The sequence below is a fragment of the Tessaracoccus lapidicaptus genome, from assembly GCF_001693815.1.
Lineage (GTDB): Bacteria > Actinomycetota > Actinomycetes > Propionibacteriales > Propionibacteriaceae > Arachnia > Arachnia lapidicapta.
Genome location: NZ_MBQD01000022.1, coordinates 34,937 through 50,403, shown reverse-complemented (window position 1 = coordinate 50,403; position 15,467 = coordinate 34,937). Strand labels below are relative to the sequence as shown.

Here is a 15,467-nt window from a genome sequence, read left to right as displayed (position 1 = left end):
AAGAATGGCACAGGGAGAGAGTGCGTGCAACAGCAACCCGCCAGGGTCAGCGGGTGTTAGAGCGCGGCGATGTCGTCGTGGGTCTGCGTCATATGGGCACGCATCGCGTCCTTCGCACCGGGCGCGTCACCGGCCGCGATCCTGTCCGCGATCCGACGGTGGTGCTCCTGGGCCCGCGACCGCACGTCCTCGCGCGCCGCCGTCGTCCGCCGCGACGCCGCCAGCGCCTCGGCCAGCGGCTGCATGATCGCGGCCAGGAACGGGTTGCCCGATGCCGCGAGGATCGCCTCATGGAAGGCGATGTCCAGGGCCGCCACTTCGTCGACGTCCGACCCGGCGGCGTCATAGCGGTCCAGGAGGTCGCGCATCCGAGCCACGTCGTCGTCGGTGCGGTGCTCGGCGGCCAACCCGGCGGCGCCCACCTCGAGCATCCGCCGCACCTGGATGAGCTGCAGCCCGAGATCGCGAGACGGCGTCGTCCGCGCCAGCACCCCGATCAGCGTCGGAAGGTCCCGCCACTCCGTCTGCGGTGCGACGAACGTGCCGCGGCCGTGCACCACGCGCAGCACGCCCCGGTCACTCAGCGACCGGACGGCCTCGCGCATCGTCGGTCGGCTCACCTCGAGCAGCGCGGCGAGATCCGCCTCCGGCGGGAGCGCGCTGCCGGCGGGGAACCCGCCGTCGACGACGCGGTCGAGGATGCCCTGAATGGCCTCGTCCACCAGTCCCCGCCGGCTCATGCCTCCCCCATCCGCTCAACGACTCTCGGCTGGTCAGCCTACGCGAGCACGTCGGAAGCCCTGAGGCCGAGCACTCACTTTGCGGAAATCACAGATCCCAGGTCACATCGTTCACACTCAGTGGTCCTGGCTGTGACCCTTCAACACCATCCGCATGATCCGTGCGTTGAACACGAAGAACCGGATCACCTGCAGCGGGAGGCTCATCCGCTTCCGCAGCGTCGACTCCGTGGGCAGCGGCGCCTTGGACAGGTCCGCGACCGTCGAGCCGGCCGGCACCCGCAGCTGCTGCTCGTGCATTCGCTCACTCATCGCACTCACTCCGGTATCAGCTGCCAGCCGGGCAGCGCCTTGGCCTTGTAGAGGAACAGGTAGTGGAGCATCAGCTTCACCCAGTGCCCGGCGAGTCCCACCTCGCCGCGCGTGTCGGCCAGGTCACGGCCGGTCGGGAAGCGCTGGTAGTCCGGCACGACGGGCATCATCGTCATCGCGGCCGCGGAACCCGTCCGCAGGCCCTCCCCCACCGACGCGACGCACGCCGCCCCCATGGCGGCCATCGACGCCTCGTGGTTCGGTGCCGACGTCCCGTGCTTGATCCGGTCCGCGATCGACATCGCCGCGACCTTCCCCATCACCCCCGACGGCATCCCCGTCCGGGGCGGCGACGGCGCGATGACCGTCCCGTTGGCACTCTTCCGCGGCCGCGAGATCTGGTGCGGCGGCGCGAACGCGATCCCGACCGCCCAGATGTTGTCGTAGCCCACCGCCTGGTAGGTCTTGGGCCAGTCTTCAGCCCGCCACTCGTCGTACGGCTTGGGCGTGTAGTCGGCGTCCACCTTCATGAACCCCGACGGCGCGAACAGGTGTTCGGTGATGTCGGCGCCGTCGCGATCGAAGGCCTTGAGCTGCACCCCGCCGAAGGGGGGCAGCAGCATGGCGAAGTCGAAGTCGAGGGTGTGGCTGGCGCCGTCGAGGGTCTCGTAGTGGACCACGCCGGGCTCGACCCGCGACACATGCGCCCCGAGGATCGCCTGCACGTCGCGCTCCCGGAAGAGGGAGCCGGCCCAGAGCTCGGAGGTGGTCTGGAAGCCCCGCTCCTCGAACACCATGCCGTCGACGCCGAAGTCGCCCAGCTCGGCTTCGTTGGTGAGGAAGACGAGGCGGGCGCGGTCGCGCACGCCGGCCTCCCGCAGCTCGTGGTCCACGTTGAACACGTACTCGAACGCCGCTCCCTCGCAGGTGCAGGTGCCGTGCCCCATGCCGACGACCAGTGTCTGACTCTGGCCGGCCTTCAGCCGCTCGATGGTGTCTCGTAACGCGGCCGCAGCCTCGACGGCGTGGTCGGCGGTGCAGACGCTGACCGTGTGCCCGCCGTCGGGCCCCAGCCCGGGGGTGGCATGGAACCTGAGCTGCGGGCCGGTGGCGTTGACCAGGTAGTCGTACCGGATCCGCTCCGTCTGCCGGGCCTTGTCGGGTGCCGTGTACTCGACGTCGACGGCGGGTCGCTCGGACGTCTCGTCGCCGCGGGGCCTGATGGCGGTGGCCTTGGCCTGCACGAAGCGGATGCCCCGCTTGCGGTAGACGGGGGCGAGGGGGAACACCACCTGCTTCTTCGCCATCTTCCCGACCCCCACCCAGATGTTGCTGGGGATCCAGTTCCACTGCGAGTTCGGCGAGACCACCGTCACGGTGTTGCCGGGCGGCAGCAGGCGGGACAGGTGCAGTGCGGCGGTGTGGCCGGACACGCCGGCCCCGAGAACCACGACGTCAGCCATCTCAACTCCTTTGTTGTGACTGCATCCTCCAGCCTACGCCTGACGACGTGCCGTAGTAGACAGTCCGGCCATCGGGCTGGCGACGACTGTTCGGCCGACCGGGGCGTTCCCGCGCGGGAACCGCGAAACCTTCCGAAACACCTTGACGCGAGAGCGCTCTCGCGGAAAGATCCCTAGTAAGCGAGATGTGAGAGCGCTCTCAGGTCTCGCTCGATCCGCGCGCCGACGCACGGAGCTCACGACGACGTAGGGAGTCATATGTCACTCGTTCCATCCTCATCCCGCTGGAGGGCGCTCGCCCTCACCGGGGTGGCCGCGACCCTGCTGGCCACGCCGGCACAGGCGTCCGGCCCAGAAGACGGCCTGGCCGGATCCGATCTGTACCGCAATCCCTACAGCACCACGCTGGAAGCCGCCCAGACGCTGAGCGGCCAGGCGCGGGCCGATGCCCAGCTGCTCGGCAGCATCCCCTCGGCCGACTGGTTCACCAACGGAACCCCGGAGGAGGTCCGAGCGGCGGTCGACGAGGTGGTCAGCGCCGCCGAGGCCCGCGGCGAGATGCCGGTGCTGGTCGCGTACAACCTGCCCTTCCGCGATTGCGCCCAGTACTCGTCGGGCGGTGCGCTGGACACCGCGGCCTACACCGCCTGGATCGACGGCTTCGCCGCCGGAATCGGCGATCGTCCCGCCACCGTGCTCCTCGAGCCGGACGGACTGGGCGTGATCCCCCACTACGAGACGCTCGACGGCTCGGTCGAGTGGTGCCAGCCGGCCGAGGTCGACCCCGCGACGGCGACCCCCGACCGCTTCGAGCAGCTCAACTACGCCGTCGACGCCTTCGAGGCGCTCGAGGGAACCGACGTCTACCTCGACGGGACGTCGTCGGCGTGGCTGAACGTCGGCGAGGTCTCGGACCGCCTCGTCAAGGCGGGAGTCCAGGACGCCACGGGCTTCTTCCTCAACGTCTCGAACTACCAGTTCACCGCCAACCAGGTGGCCTACGGCACCTGGATCTCCTCGTGCATCGCGTACGCGACCGAGGTGGCGCCCGGCGACTTCGGCAGCTGCGGCAACCAGTACTGGAACGGCGGGCCGGCAACTGACTGGCAGGGGGTCGGCATGTCCAACTACGGCGAGTGGTCGGCCGACAACCCGAACCCCGCTCTGAACACGTCGGGCATCGACTCGCGCTATGCGGCGATCCTGGGTGACGTGGAGCCGTCAACCCACTTCGTCATCGACACCAGCCGCAACGGCATCGGGCCGTGGGATCACGAGGGCAGATACGGCAGCACCCACGAGGACTGGTGCAACCCGCCGGACCGCGGTGCCGGCGCCCGTCCCACCACCACGACCGACATCCCGCTGGTGGACGCGTTCCTGTGGATCAAGGTGCCGGGCGAGTCCGACGGTCAGTGCTACCGCGGCACCGAGGGTCCGCTGGATCCGGAACGCGGTATGCAGGACCCGCCCGCGGGCCAGTGGTTCGTCGAGCAGGCCAGGGAGCTGATCGAGTTCGCGTCGCCGGAGCTGAAGCCCCAGGAGTGCCACGTCGCGTGGGACGCCAAGGGTAAGGGCAAGGCCTTCTCCGCGACCGTCACCGTGACCTCGCCCACCCCGGAGTGGACCCTGGAGTACGCGTGGCGCGATGACCAGCGCGTCAACAACGTGAGCCGTGGCACCGCGACCCAGCAGGGTGTCGACGTCACGATCGAGTCGAGCGCGCCGTCGGTGGTCGTCTCGGCCAAGGGAAGCGCGAGCGAACCGTGGCTGTTCACGGTCAACGGGGGGCCCTGCACCTCCGAGTAGCGCGGCTCCACGCACGACGACGGGGCGGGATCCGGACTCACCTCCGGTCCCGCCCCGTCGCGTTGCTCAGATCCGCCCTCCGCTGGTGACGCCCGGCGGACCGGACTCACTCGAGCAGGCCGGCCGCCAGTTCCTTCGCGGCCCGCGCCGTCGGGGCGGCCAGCACCTGCCGCGCGGCCTCCTGGCACTGCGCGACCGTGACCTTCCCGAGCTGCACGCCGACGGCGGGCACCGCGGACGCGGCCATCGACAAGGACGTGACCCCCAGGCCGACCAGCACGCAGGCGAGCAGCGGGTCGGCCGCCGCCTCGCCGCAGACGCCCACGGGCTTGCCGAGCCGGACGCCCGCGTCGGCCGTCATGGCGATCAGCCTCAGCACAGCGGGCTGCCATGGATCAGTCAGGGTGGCGAGGTGGCTCGACATCCGATCGGCGGCCATCGTGTACTGCGTGAGGTCGTTCGTGCCGATCGAGAAGAACTCCACCTCGGCCAGGAACTGCTCGGCCAGCAGCGCCACGGCGGGCACTTCGACCATGATCCCCGGCTTCAGCCCGCGGGCCCGGCAGGCGGCGGCGAACTCGGCGGCCTCGTCGACGGTGGCGACCATCGGCGCCATCACCCACGGCTCCCTCTCACCCTGCTGCTGCGCCGCCAGCGCGACGGCGTCGAGCTGACGCTCGAGCACGCCGTCGTTCGTGGCCCCGAGGCGGATGCCGCGCACCCCGAGGGCCGGGTTCTCCTCGTTCTCGTGGTTGGCGAACGGGACGGGCTTGTCGGAGCCGGCGTCCAGGGTACGAACGACGACCTTGCGCCCGGGGAACGCCCGGAGCACATCGCCGTAAATCCGCGCCTGCTCCTCGACGGAGGGCTCACTCTGCGCTGTCAGGAAGCACAGCTCGGTGCGGAACAAGCCGATGCCCTCGGCCTGGCCCTCCGCCGCCTTCGCCGCGGCCTTCCCGTCCGCGACGTTGGCGAGCAGCTGCACCCGCTGCCCGTCGGCCGTGACGGCCGGGCCCGTCCAGGACCGGATCTCCGCGCGCAGGGCGGAGTCGTGCTCGACCTTCGCGGCGGCCTCGACGGGGTCCGGGTCGACGACGATGAGGCCTGCCATGCCGTCGACCAGCACCATCGCGCCCTCCGGGATCTGCTCCAGGCCGGTCACGGCGACGACGCAGGGTATCCCCAGCTGCCGCGCGATGATCGCGGTGTGGCTCGTGGGCCCGCCCAACCTCGTGACGAGCGCCCGCACCAGCGTGGCGTCGAGGCCGGCCGTGTCGGCGGGGGCGAGGTCCTCGGCGCACAGCACCACGGGGGAGGTCGGCGTCGGGACCCCTGGTTCGGGGGCGCCGAGCAGCTCGGCGACCACGCGGTTGCGGATGTCGCGCAGGTCCGTGGTGCGCTCGGCCATCAGCCCGCCGAGCTTCTCCAACTGGGCGCAGAACTGCTCGATGGAGCGCGTCGTGGCCAGTGGAGCAGGCGTGCCCGCAGCGATGAGCTTTCCCGCCGCCCGGCGCCAGCCGCGATCGCGGACCAGGCCGACGGTCGCGGTGAGCACCTCGGCGGCCGCCCCCGTCGCGGCGGCGGCCCGCGCCTCGATCCGCCCGGCCACCGTCTCCACGGCGGCCGCCAGCAGGTCGGCCTCCGCCGCCCGCGCCTCCTCGGGGATCTCGCGGCCGTCGTCGGGGGCGGTCGGCGCAGGCCGGGTCCATGCGACGGCGGCGTAAGCATGCCCCGGGACGACTCCCGTGCCCTGCACAAACGATTGCTCCATGGGTTTCCTCCGCAATGAGGTGCTAGTTCTGTGGCATCATCCCACCTGAGCGGTCCATTCACAAGGAAATCCGCGATAATCAGACAGAAAGACAAGTCCGAGTATATGGGATTGTCTGTGGTTGAGAGGGAGGGGGCACGAGAATGTACGCCGAGGAACGCCAGTACGAGATCGCGACGCTCGCACAGAGCCAGGGCCGCGTGTCGGTCGCGGACCTGGCCAGCCGCTACGACGTGACCCCCGAGACCATCCGCCGCGACCTCGACTCCCTCGCCCAGCGCGGCGTCCTGCGCCGCGTGCACGGCGGAGCGGTCCCCGTCGACAAGCTCCGCCTCCCCGAGAGCCCGGTCGGCGCCCGCGACACCTCCTTCGCCGACGAGAAGCTGGCCATCGCCAACCGGGCGATCACACTGCTCCCCCGGCGCGACGGCCTCACGGTCCTCCTCGACGCCGGCACGACCACCTCCCGGCTGTGCCCGCTGCTGCCCGACTGGGTCTCCCTGGTGGTGACCAACTCGGTCCCGTCCGCGCTCGCGCTCTCCGGACGGCCGTCAACTGAGGTGCTCCTGCTCGGCGGCAGCGTGCGCGGCATCACCCAGGCTGCCGTCGGCCCGCACACGCTGCGCGTGCTGGAGGGGCTCCGCGTCGACGTCGCCTTCGTCGGCACCAACGGGTTCTCTGTCGCCCACGGGTTCTCGACGCCGGACCTCGCCGAGGCCGCGATCAAGGAGCAGATGGTGCGCTGCGCGTCGGAGGTCTACGTGCTGGCCGATTCCAGCAAGCTCGACGCCGACTATCTCGTGCGCTTCGCCGCCCTCGACGACGTGGACGCCCTGGTGACCGACTCCGGGCTCCCCGCCGAGGCTGCGGCCGAGCTCCGCGCTGCGGGCCTGCGGGTCGACATCGCCTGACCGGACTCCGCGGCCGACGACACCGCGTCAGGTTCTGCCGGGTAGTCCCGGCGAAACCTGACAGCCAGGGCACCGTCCCTGCCCGCGACCACCCGGAGCATCCAGACCACCGGTCCTGTTTGTGTTGGTTTATTCTGTGTTTGGGTTGCATTCCCACGTAAACCCATGTATACACAGAGGTACCCACGTACCTCGAGGAAGCGGACATGGACGAGACCACGCAGAGCACCACCCGGGTCGTGACCTTCACGCCGAACCCGAGCATCGACCGCACCGTCACCCTCGACGAGCCCCTCCAGCGGGGCGGGGTCCAGCGCGCCCTCACCGCCACCGAACAGGCCGCGGGCAAGGGTGTCAACGTGGCGTGGGTCGTCGCGTCGAGCGGCGTGCCGGCCCACGCCGTCCTGCCGTTCCGCGATGACGCCTACCTCGCCCTGCTCGGCGAGACCAGCCCGGTAGGCATGGCCGTCTCGACGCCCGCCGTCGCCCGGCACTCGCGCACCAACACCACCCTCACCGAGCCCGACGGGACGACCACCAAGGTCAACGAGCCGGGTCCGCGCCTGTCCGACGGCGACCTCGCCGCCGCCGAGGCCGAACTCCTCGACGCCGCCCGGTCCGCCGAGTGGGTCGTCCTGTCCGGCTCCCTCCCTCCCGGCGCTCCCGCCGACTGGTACGCACGGCTGATCCGCCGGGTGCGGGCCGTCGGATGCCGGATCGCCGTCGACACCTCCGACGACTCCCTCGACGCCGTCGTCGCAGCCCTCGCCGACGCGCCGATCGACCTGCTCAAACCCAACGCCGACGAGCTCGCCCAGCTGACGGGCCTCGCCCTGGCTGAGCCCGAGCCGGGCGGCGACGTCAGCGACATCGTCGCGGCGGCCGCCGCGCTCCAAGCCCGCGGCGTCGCGAACGTGGTCGTCACCGTCGGCGGAGCCGGGGCGGTCCTCGTCACCGCCGACGGCGCCTGGCGCGCCTCCCCGCCCCCCACCGAGGTACGCAGCACCGTCGGGGCCGGGGACTCCTCCGTCGCGGGCTTCATCCTCGCCCACCTCGCGGGACGCGCCCCGGCGCGGTGTCTGGCCGACGCCGTCGCGTACGGGTCGGCCGCCGCCGGCCTCCCCGGCACGACCCTCCCGACGCCGACGGATCTCTCGAGCAACGCCGTGCGCGTGAGCGCCGTGGCGCAGGAGCCGCGCCCGGCAGCCCCCTCGGCGGTACCGTGGCAGTACGCGCCGCCAAGCAGTTCGCCGGCCACCGCTGTGTGACCGCCCAACCCCACCAACCCCGAAGAAGGAGACCAGCCATGCCGCACACGATTGCCACCGTCGGGTCCGCCGTCGGCCTGCACGCCCGCCCCGCCTCGATCGTCGCCGAGGCCGCCGCGAAGCTCGACGTCGAGGTGACGCTGAAGCTCGAAGGCAGCGACGAGGAGCCGGTCGACGCCGCGTCGTCGCTGCTGATCATGACGCTCGGCGCCGAGCAGGGGGCCCGCGTGGTCGTCGAGTCGGACGACGAGGACGCGGTCGCGAAAATCGCCGCGCTCATCGAGAGCGACCTCGACGCGGAGTGACCCCTCACCGACCAGAGCGCACACCGGCCTGAGGATGAGGGCCGGCCCCGCCGTGTCGCTTGACAGGGGCTGAACACGCGTTCAGACTATTGAACGTGAGTTCAGCCGACGACCTCCAGGCCCATGCGCGGATCCGCGACGCCGCCCTACGGCTGTTCGGCGTGCACGGCATCAAGGCGACCACGGTGCGCCAGATCGCCGAGGCCGCCGGGGTCTCGCCCGCGCTGGTCATCCATCACTTCCGCAGCAAGGAGGGCCTCCGCAACGCCTGCGACGAGTGGATGATGGCCCGCCTGACGGAGAAGAAGACTGACGCGGTCGCGGGGGGCGACACCACGGCTGCCCTCCTGCAGTCCCAGTCGGAGTTCCAGCCGTTCCACGCCTACATCGCCGCCTCCATCAGCGAGGGTGGCGAGGGCGCCGCGCGGCTCTTCGACGCGATGTGCCAGCTCACCCTCGACATGTTCGACGCCGGCCCCGAGTTGTTCCGGACCCCCGCGGACCTCGAGGCCACCGTTGCGCTGGTCGTCGCGTTCAGCCTGGGCGCGACCGTGCTCGAGGAGCAGGTCGCCCGCCGGCTCGGCGGCACGCACCTTCTCGACCCCGCGGTCCTGCCGAGGTATTCGCTGGCCTCCATGGAGTTGTTCACGCACGGCCTGTTCGCCGACGACACGTTCCTGCGCCGGATCCGGGCCGCGTTCGAGTCGGGACGAGTCCCGGCCGACGGCGTCACGGACCCTGACCCCCCGCCGTCCGACCACTGACTCTGCCCGATTCGCTGAGGTCGCGCCTGCACCGTTCGCTGAGGTCCCGCCCGTCCCGTTCGCTGAGGTCGCGCCCGGTGCGCAGCACCCGGGCGAGTCTCGAAGCCGACGCCGCAGGCGTCGATCCCCCGTCCCGATCGCTGAGGTCCCCCCGTCCCGATAGCTGAGGTCGCGCCCGGTGCGCAGCACCCGGGCGAGTCTCGAAGCCGACGCCGCAGGCGTCGATCCCCCGCACCGTTCGCTGAGGTCGCGCCCGTCCCGTTCGCTGAGGTCGCGCCCGGTGCGCAGCACCCGGGCGAGTCTCGAAGCCGACGCCGCAGGCGTCGATCCCCCAACCCAATCCCCCCAGCCCCAACCCCAAGGCACACCATGACCAACTCCATCGAGATCCGCGATCTCACCAAGACCTTCGGCCGCACGGTCGCGCTCGACCGGCTCAGCCTCGACGTCCGCGAGGGCGAGGTCCACGGCTTCCTCGGCCCCAACGGCGCCGGCAAGACCACGACCATCCGCATCCTCCTCGGCCTGATCCGCCCCGACACCGGCACCGCGACGGTGCTCGGCGGCCACCCGATCCGCGACGCCGTCGACCTCCACCGTCGCATCGCCTACGTCCCCGGTGACGTCGAACTCTGGCCCCAGCTCACGGGCGGCGAGGCGATCGACATCCTGACCCGGCTGCGCGGCGACGGCGAGCCGACGCGCATCGCCGAACTCTGCGAGCGCTTCGATCTGGACCGCACGAAGAAGGGCCGCACCTACTCGAAGGGCAACCGGCAGAAGGTCGCGCTGGTGGCGGCGCTCGCGAGCCGCGCCGATCTCTACATCCTCGACGAACCCACCTCCGGCCTCGATCCGCTGATGGAGGCGATCTTCCAGGACGAGATCCGTGGGCTCGTGGCCCGCGGGGCCACGGTGCTGCTCTCCAGCCACATCCTCGGTCAGGTGGAGGCGCTGGCCCACACGGTGTCGATCATCCGCGAGGGCAGCATCGTCGAGACGGGCACGCTGGCCAGCATGCGGCACCTGCGTCGCACCACCATCCAGGCGACCACGACCGCTCCGGTCAACGGACTGGCGCACATGACCGGGGTGCACCACGCCCAGGTCGACGGCGACCGCGTCACGATGGAGGTCGACGGCGAGCACATCGGCAGCGTCATGTCGCAGCTCAGCGCCGCGGGGCTGCAGTCCATCGTGGCGCATCCGCCGACACTCGAGCAGATGCTGCTGCGTCACTACGGCGAGGCCACCCGATGAGCGAGACCCTGACCGCCACGGGGCCGCTGCTGCGGTTCGCCGCCCGCCGGGACCGGGTGAAGCTTTCCATCTGGGTGCTCGGCCTGGCCGCGTTCGTGCCGTACATGATGACGGCGTACAAGACGATCTTCGCCACTCCCGAGGACCTGGCGCCCATCGTCGGGCTGATCGCCAACCCGTCGCTGACGCTGTTCACCGGACCTGGCTACGGCGTCGACGTCGCCCCGACGGAACTCACGCACCAGATCATCTTCGCCAGCGTTTACTGGCTGTATCTGCTGCTGTTCACGGCGCTGATGAACATCCTGCTGGTGTCGCGGCACACGCGGCTCGAGGAGCAGACCGGGCGCGCCGAGATCGTGCGGGCCAGCGTCGTCGGGCGCTACGCGCCGCTGACCTCCACCGTGCTGCTCGCCCTGATCGCCAACGTGGCGGTCGGCGGCCTGATCGCGGGGGCCTTGATCGCCTACGACAGCGAACCGTCGTCGTCGCTGCTGCTCGGTGCCACCACCGGCGCCCTGGGCCTGGTCTTCGCGGGCGTGACGACGGTGACCTCTCAGCTCAGCGCCTTCTCGTCGGCCGGTAGTGGTCTGGCGGGGGCGGTGCTGGCGGCGTCGTGGGTGATCCGCGGCGTCGGTGACATGGCCGCCGGGCCGGGCGAGCACGGGACCTGGTTGTCGTGGCTGTCGCCGCTGGCCTGGGCGCAGCAGACGCGGGTGTTCCACGACGACCGGTCGTGGCCCGTCGGGCTGCTCCTGGCGACGGCCGCGATCCTCATCGCCGTCGGGTTCATGTTGTCCGCCCGCCGCGACGTCGGGGCCGGCATCCTGCAGCCCCGGCGCGGCAAGGCGACGGCGCCCGCGTGGCTCCGCGGTCCGCTCACCCTGGCGTGGCGGCTCCAGCGGACGCAGTCGTTCTGGTGGGCTTTCGGGCTGACGCTCGCGTCGTTCATGTACGGCTCGTTCACGGGCGCGATGGTGGACGCCTTCGCCGAATTGCCGGACATCTTCCAGCAGTTGATGGGCGGCGCCGAGGTTGCCCTGAGCGGGTACCTGACGCTCACCGTCAGGATGTTCCGCATCATGCTGGCGATCTTCGCGGTCATCGCGTGGCAGAAGGTTGCCGCGGAGGAGGTGGGCGGCCGGGCCGAGCCCGTGCTCGCCACCGGCGTGCGGCCCGCCGCGTGGATGGCCGGGCAGTTCCTGGTCATCGCCGTCGTGGTCGCCGCGATCGGGCTGGTGGCTGCCGTCATCTCCGGGCTGTTCGCCGGGAGCGTCGACGGCGACTACGGCCTGGTCGGCGACGCCGTCGCGGGCGCCGCGGCCGGGCTGCCGAGTGTGCTGATGGTGCTGGCCCTGGCGGCCGCGCTGCACGCCCTGGCGCCCCGACTGGTGGTCTTCGCGTGGATCCCGGTGGTGGCGGGCGCGTTGATCGAGCTGTTCGGCGAGGTCATGCAGATTCCGGACTGGGCGCGACAGATCTCCCCGTTCGAGCACACGCCGGCGATGCCGGCCGAGGAGTTCACGCTGCTTCCCCTGGTGGTGCAGACGGTCGTCGCGGCGGCGCTGCTCGGCTTCGGCCTGTGGCGGTTCTCACACCGCGACATCCCCGGCCACTGACCCCGCCCCGACGCCCGGCTCGGCAGTCCAGCGGGGGCAGCCCGGCTCGGCGGGCCCCGCCGTCCCGCTGGGCAGCCCCGCCGGCCCGCCGAGCCCGATCGGTCCCGGCCCCCCCCAGCACGACACGCCGTCGAACTCGCCCCTCGATCCCCCTGGCGGGGTCGAGGGGCGAGTTCACCTGTCATTCGTGCTGCGGACCCTCTGAGCCAGTCACCGCGACGCCTACGTCGGCAGCCCCGTCGGCAGCCCGTCCAGGCTCACCAGATTGTGCTGCCGCTCGTACGCGCGCAACCCGCCGTCGCCCTTCTTCACCAGCCAGTCCGACATCGTGTCGCGGTCCGACACAAAGTCCATGAGCGGCACCCCGAAGCCGCACGACGTCTGCGCCAGGTCGACGGCGACGTCGAAAATGTTGCGCGCCCCCACGAACTCGGGGAACAGACCGAGCAGCTCGTCCCACCCGTCGTCGCCGCGATGGATCGCCCGCGCGGTGCCGTAGAGCCGCAGGATCTGGGGCTTGGCGTCGAAGGAGCAGAACATCAGGGTCATGCGCGGATGATCGAGCAGGTGCGCGGCGGTCTCGTTGCCGCTCCCCACGGCGTTGACCCACACGACGCGGTGGGCATCGACGACGCGCAGCGAGTCGAGGCCCTTCGGCGACACGTTGACGCGGCCGTCCCGTGCTGCCGTCGCCACGAAGAACAGGTGCTGCGCCTCGATGAAGGCGCGGAGCTTCGGTGAGATCTCGGGAAACTGCTTGCCCATGAGGGCGAGTATTCCGCACGGGGCCGGTGTTAGGGTGCTTCGTGCTCTCGGACCCGGCGCACCGCATGCGGGCTTTCCATCACGTCCTCGGCAACACGGCCGCGGCGATGCTCGGCACGAGCTTCCTGTGGTTCGGCATCACGTTCTGGGCCTATCTCGAGACGCGTTCCGTGCTGGCGACGTCGTTCCTCGGTGGTGCCTACATGCTCGGCATGGCCATCCTCGGCGTCCCCTTCGGCGGCTTGGTGGACCGCTTCCGTAAGCACGTCGTCATGGTCTGGTCCGCGATCGGCACCGCCGTGGTGTTCGTCCTCGCCGGCGCCGTCTACCTGCTGACCCCCGCCGCGACGCTCGTCGACCTCGGCCGCCCCTGGTTCTGGCTGTTCACCGGTCTGGTCCTGGCCGGGGCGCTGTTGGCGATGATCCGCGGGCTCGCGCTGAGCACCTGCGTGACGATCCTCGTCGAGTCCGACCGGCGCGCCAACGCCAACGGCATGGTCGGCGCCGTCAACGGCATGACCATGCTCGTCACCGGTGTCTTGTCGGGCCTGGCCATCGGGCAGTTGGGGATGGGATGGGTGACGGTGATCGCGATCGGCGTCATCGTCGCGTCCCTGGTCCACCTCCTCCTCATCCGGATCCCGGAACCCACCATCGTCCATGCCGACGGCGCCCCGAAGCCGGTCGACTTCTCCGCCGCGTGGCTCGCGATCATTGCCGTGCCCGGGCTCATCGGCCTGATCCTGTTCTCCACCCTCAACAACTTCCTCGGCGGCGTCTTCATGGGCCTGCTCGACCCGTACGGCCTCGAACTGATGTCGGTGGAGGCGTGGGGCATCCTGTTCGGCCTGTCCAGCATCGGCTTCATCGTGGGCGGGGCGCTCATCGCCAAGTGGGGTCTGGGAGCCAACCCGCTGCGGACCCTGCTCATCGCCGCCGTCGCCATGTGGGTGGTGAGTCTCGGCTTCACGCTGCGGGAGTCGGTCGTCGCGCTCGCCATCGGCGTCTTCGCCTACATGGTGATCATCCCGTTCATGGAGGCCGCCGAGCAGACCCTCCTGCAGCGGGTGGTGCCGCTGGAGAAGCAGGGCCGGGTGTTCGGCTTCGCGCAGGCGGTCGAGGTGTCGGCGGCACCGCTCAGCGCCTTCGTCATCGGTCCGCTGGCCGAGTTCTGGCTCATCCCCTACGCCGAGTCGCCGCAGGGCCGCTCGGACTGGGGGTGGCTGCTCGGCGACGGCGACGCCCGCGGCATCGCGCTCGTGTTCGTGCTGGTGAGCGTGGCCGGGCTCCTCGTGACGGGCGCCGCGTTCCTGACCCGGACGTATCGGGTCCTGACCGCGTCCTACGCGGCCGGCGACGTGAACGCCGGCGTCGCGGAGGAGCCCGACGGCATCCCGGGCCCCGACCCGCTCGGCAAGGGCCACGGCGAACACTGACGCCGCCCTGGCGGCCGGGGTCATCACCGATGTCTGCCCTGAACGACCCCCGGCAGGGGCAGTTCGGCGGCGATTCTGACACTGGCGACATCTAGCCTGACGGATATGCATCGCTGTCTCCCCCTCGCTCTGGCCGGCTCGCTCGCGGCGGGCGTGGCCATGTCGTTCGGGCAGACCTACTCCCCCGACGCCCTCGCTCCCCTGTTCAACTCGGCCGCGCCCGTCGTCGCGCTCGCGGGCCTCGTCGCCGCCGCCTGCAGGGGCCCTTGGTGGGCACACGCGCTGCTCGGTGCGGCCGCCGGGCCGCTGGCGATGGTCGGCTACTACTCCACGACGATGCTGCGGGGGTTCCCCGTCGGCATGCGGATGGTGCTCTTCTGGTGCGCCGCGGGCGTCGCGAGCGGGCTCGCGATGGGGGTCGCGGTCTGGATGCTGCGGGGCAATGGGGAGCAGACGCTGCGCGGAGTCGCCGCCGCGGTCTTCCCCGCCGTCGCGCTGGGTGAGGCGGCACACGGGCTGCGACGCATCGCGGAGACCACCCCGTCGTCGTACTGGTGGACCCAGGCCGCGGTCGGTGTCGCGGTGCTGGTCTGGCTGGCGGCCATGCGGTTGTCGTCGCTGCGCGCCCGGCTCGCCGCCTTGGCCGCGGCTGTCCTGGCCGCCCGCCTGATCTTCGTGGTGTACGGCATGGCCTGAGCTTCACGCGGCACAGTGGGTGCCATGACCGCTCGGATCCGCTTCATCCACGTCGGTGACCTGCACGGCCACCTCGTCCCCAGGCCGCACGTCCGCGCCGACGGCACCGGGTCGACGGAGGGAGGGCAGGCCCGCATGGCCACCCTCGTCGCGAGCCTGCGCGAACAGCACCCGAACTCCGTGCTGGTCAACACCGGCGACACGATCCAGGGATGCGCCGAGGCCCTGTTCACCCGCGGCCAGGCCCTGGTCGACGCCGTCGACCGGGATCGACATCGTCCTGTCGTCCGACATGCACGAGGAGACCCGCCAGATCGTGCGCACCTCCACCGGCGCCCTGGTGTCCGA

General features: G+C 71.1%; 15 protein-coding genes. 9 read left to right on the top strand and 6 right to left on the bottom strand.

Going from position 1 to position 15,467, the window contains the following annotated elements:
- Positions 1 to 56: 56 nt before the first annotated feature.
- From BCR15_RS08685 to BCR15_RS08675, 3 genes are all read right to left on the bottom strand, one after another.
- Complete coding sequence (locus BCR15_RS08685; protein WP_068751814.1) at positions 57 to 740, bottom strand: FadR/GntR family transcriptional regulator; 684 nt, start codon at positions 738 to 740, stop codon at positions 57 to 59.
- Between the two features lie 117 nt (positions 741 to 857).
- Entirely contained in the window at positions 858 to 1,052 is a 195-nt protein-coding gene (locus tag BCR15_RS08680) for a hypothetical protein (protein WP_197971729.1), read from the bottom strand.
- 5 nt (positions 1,053 to 1,057) lie between these two features.
- Positions 1,058 to 2,515 (bottom strand): NAD(P)/FAD-dependent oxidoreductase, encoded by a 1,458-nt coding sequence (locus BCR15_RS08675; protein ID WP_068751812.1) that lies wholly within the window; start codon positions 2,513 to 2,515, stop codon positions 1,058 to 1,060.
- 258 nt (positions 2,516 to 2,773) lie between these two features.
- Here BCR15_RS08675 and BCR15_RS08670 point away from each other — a divergent pair, with 258 nt between their 5' ends.
- Positions 2,774 to 4,324: a glycoside hydrolase family 6 protein gene (locus tag BCR15_RS08670; RefSeq protein ID WP_068751811.1), complete on the top strand. Its 1,551-nt coding sequence runs from the start codon at positions 2,774 to 2,776 to the stop codon at positions 4,322 to 4,324.
- Between the two features lie 106 nt (positions 4,325 to 4,430).
- Here the strand turns inward: BCR15_RS08670 and ptsP are convergent, their stop codons facing one another.
- On the bottom strand, positions 4,431 to 6,095 hold the full coding sequence (gene ptsP, locus BCR15_RS08665; protein WP_068751810.1) for a phosphoenolpyruvate--protein phosphotransferase: 1,665 nt from the start codon (positions 6,093 to 6,095) through the stop codon (positions 4,431 to 4,433).
- 143 nt (positions 6,096 to 6,238) lie between these two features.
- On the opposite strand from ptsP, the gene BCR15_RS08660 reads away from it, so the two are divergent.
- The 6 genes from BCR15_RS08660 to BCR15_RS08635 all read left to right on the top strand — a co-directional run bounded on the left by BCR15_RS08660 (position 6,239) and on the right by BCR15_RS08635 (position 12,222).
- A complete protein-coding gene (locus tag BCR15_RS08660) occupies positions 6,239 to 7,006 on the top strand; it encodes a DeoR/GlpR family DNA-binding transcription regulator (protein ID WP_068751809.1) in 768 nt (255 codons plus the stop codon).
- 206 nt (positions 7,007 to 7,212) lie between these two features.
- Positions 7,213 to 8,274, top strand: a complete 1,062-nt coding sequence (locus BCR15_RS08655) for a 1-phosphofructokinase family hexose kinase (RefSeq protein WP_068751808.1) — start codon at positions 7,213 to 7,215, stop codon at positions 8,272 to 8,274.
- Between the two features lie 38 nt (positions 8,275 to 8,312).
- Positions 8,313 to 8,579: an HPr family phosphocarrier protein gene (locus BCR15_RS08650; RefSeq protein ID WP_068751807.1), complete on the top strand. Its 267-nt coding sequence runs from the start codon at positions 8,313 to 8,315 to the stop codon at positions 8,577 to 8,579.
- 95 nt (positions 8,580 to 8,674) lie between these two features.
- Positions 8,675 to 9,343 carry a TetR/AcrR family transcriptional regulator gene (locus BCR15_RS08645; protein WP_078919930.1) on the top strand — a complete coding sequence of 223 codons (669 nt, stop codon included), beginning with the start codon at positions 8,675 to 8,677 and terminating at the stop codon, positions 9,341 to 9,343.
- Between the two features lie 369 nt (positions 9,344 to 9,712).
- Positions 9,713 to 10,603 (top strand): ABC transporter ATP-binding protein, encoded by an 891-nt coding sequence (locus tag BCR15_RS08640; protein WP_068751805.1) that lies wholly within the window; start codon positions 9,713 to 9,715, stop codon positions 10,601 to 10,603.
- On the top strand, positions 10,600 to 12,222 hold the full coding sequence (locus tag BCR15_RS08635; RefSeq protein ID WP_068751804.1) for an ABC transporter permease: 1,623 nt from the start codon (positions 10,600 to 10,602) through the stop codon (positions 12,220 to 12,222). The genes BCR15_RS08640 and BCR15_RS08635 overlap by 4 nt, the downstream gene beginning before the upstream one ends.
- A 222-nt stretch (positions 12,223 to 12,444) precedes the next feature.
- Here the strand turns inward: BCR15_RS08635 and BCR15_RS08630 are convergent, their stop codons facing one another.
- Positions 12,445 to 12,987, bottom strand: a complete 543-nt coding sequence (locus tag BCR15_RS08630) for a pyridoxamine 5'-phosphate oxidase family protein (protein WP_068751803.1) — start codon at positions 12,985 to 12,987, stop codon at positions 12,445 to 12,447.
- A gap of 41 nt (positions 12,988 to 13,028) precedes the next feature.
- On the opposite strand from BCR15_RS08630, the gene BCR15_RS08625 reads away from it, so the two are divergent.
- A complete protein-coding gene (locus BCR15_RS08625; RefSeq protein ID WP_228383358.1) occupies positions 13,029 to 14,423 on the top strand; it encodes an MFS transporter in 1,395 nt (464 codons plus the stop codon).
- Between the two features lie 105 nt (positions 14,424 to 14,528).
- Complete coding sequence (locus tag BCR15_RS08620; RefSeq protein ID WP_068751801.1) at positions 14,529 to 15,119, top strand: DUF6518 family protein; 591 nt, start codon at positions 14,529 to 14,531, stop codon at positions 15,117 to 15,119.
- Between the two features lie 3 nt (positions 15,120 to 15,122).
- On the opposite strand, the gene BCR15_RS08615 is transcribed toward BCR15_RS08620, so the two are convergent.
- A complete protein-coding gene (locus tag BCR15_RS08615; RefSeq protein ID WP_068751800.1) occupies positions 15,123 to 15,449 on the bottom strand; it encodes a hypothetical protein in 327 nt (108 codons plus the stop codon).
- Between the last annotated feature and the right edge of the window lie 18 nt (positions 15,450 to 15,467).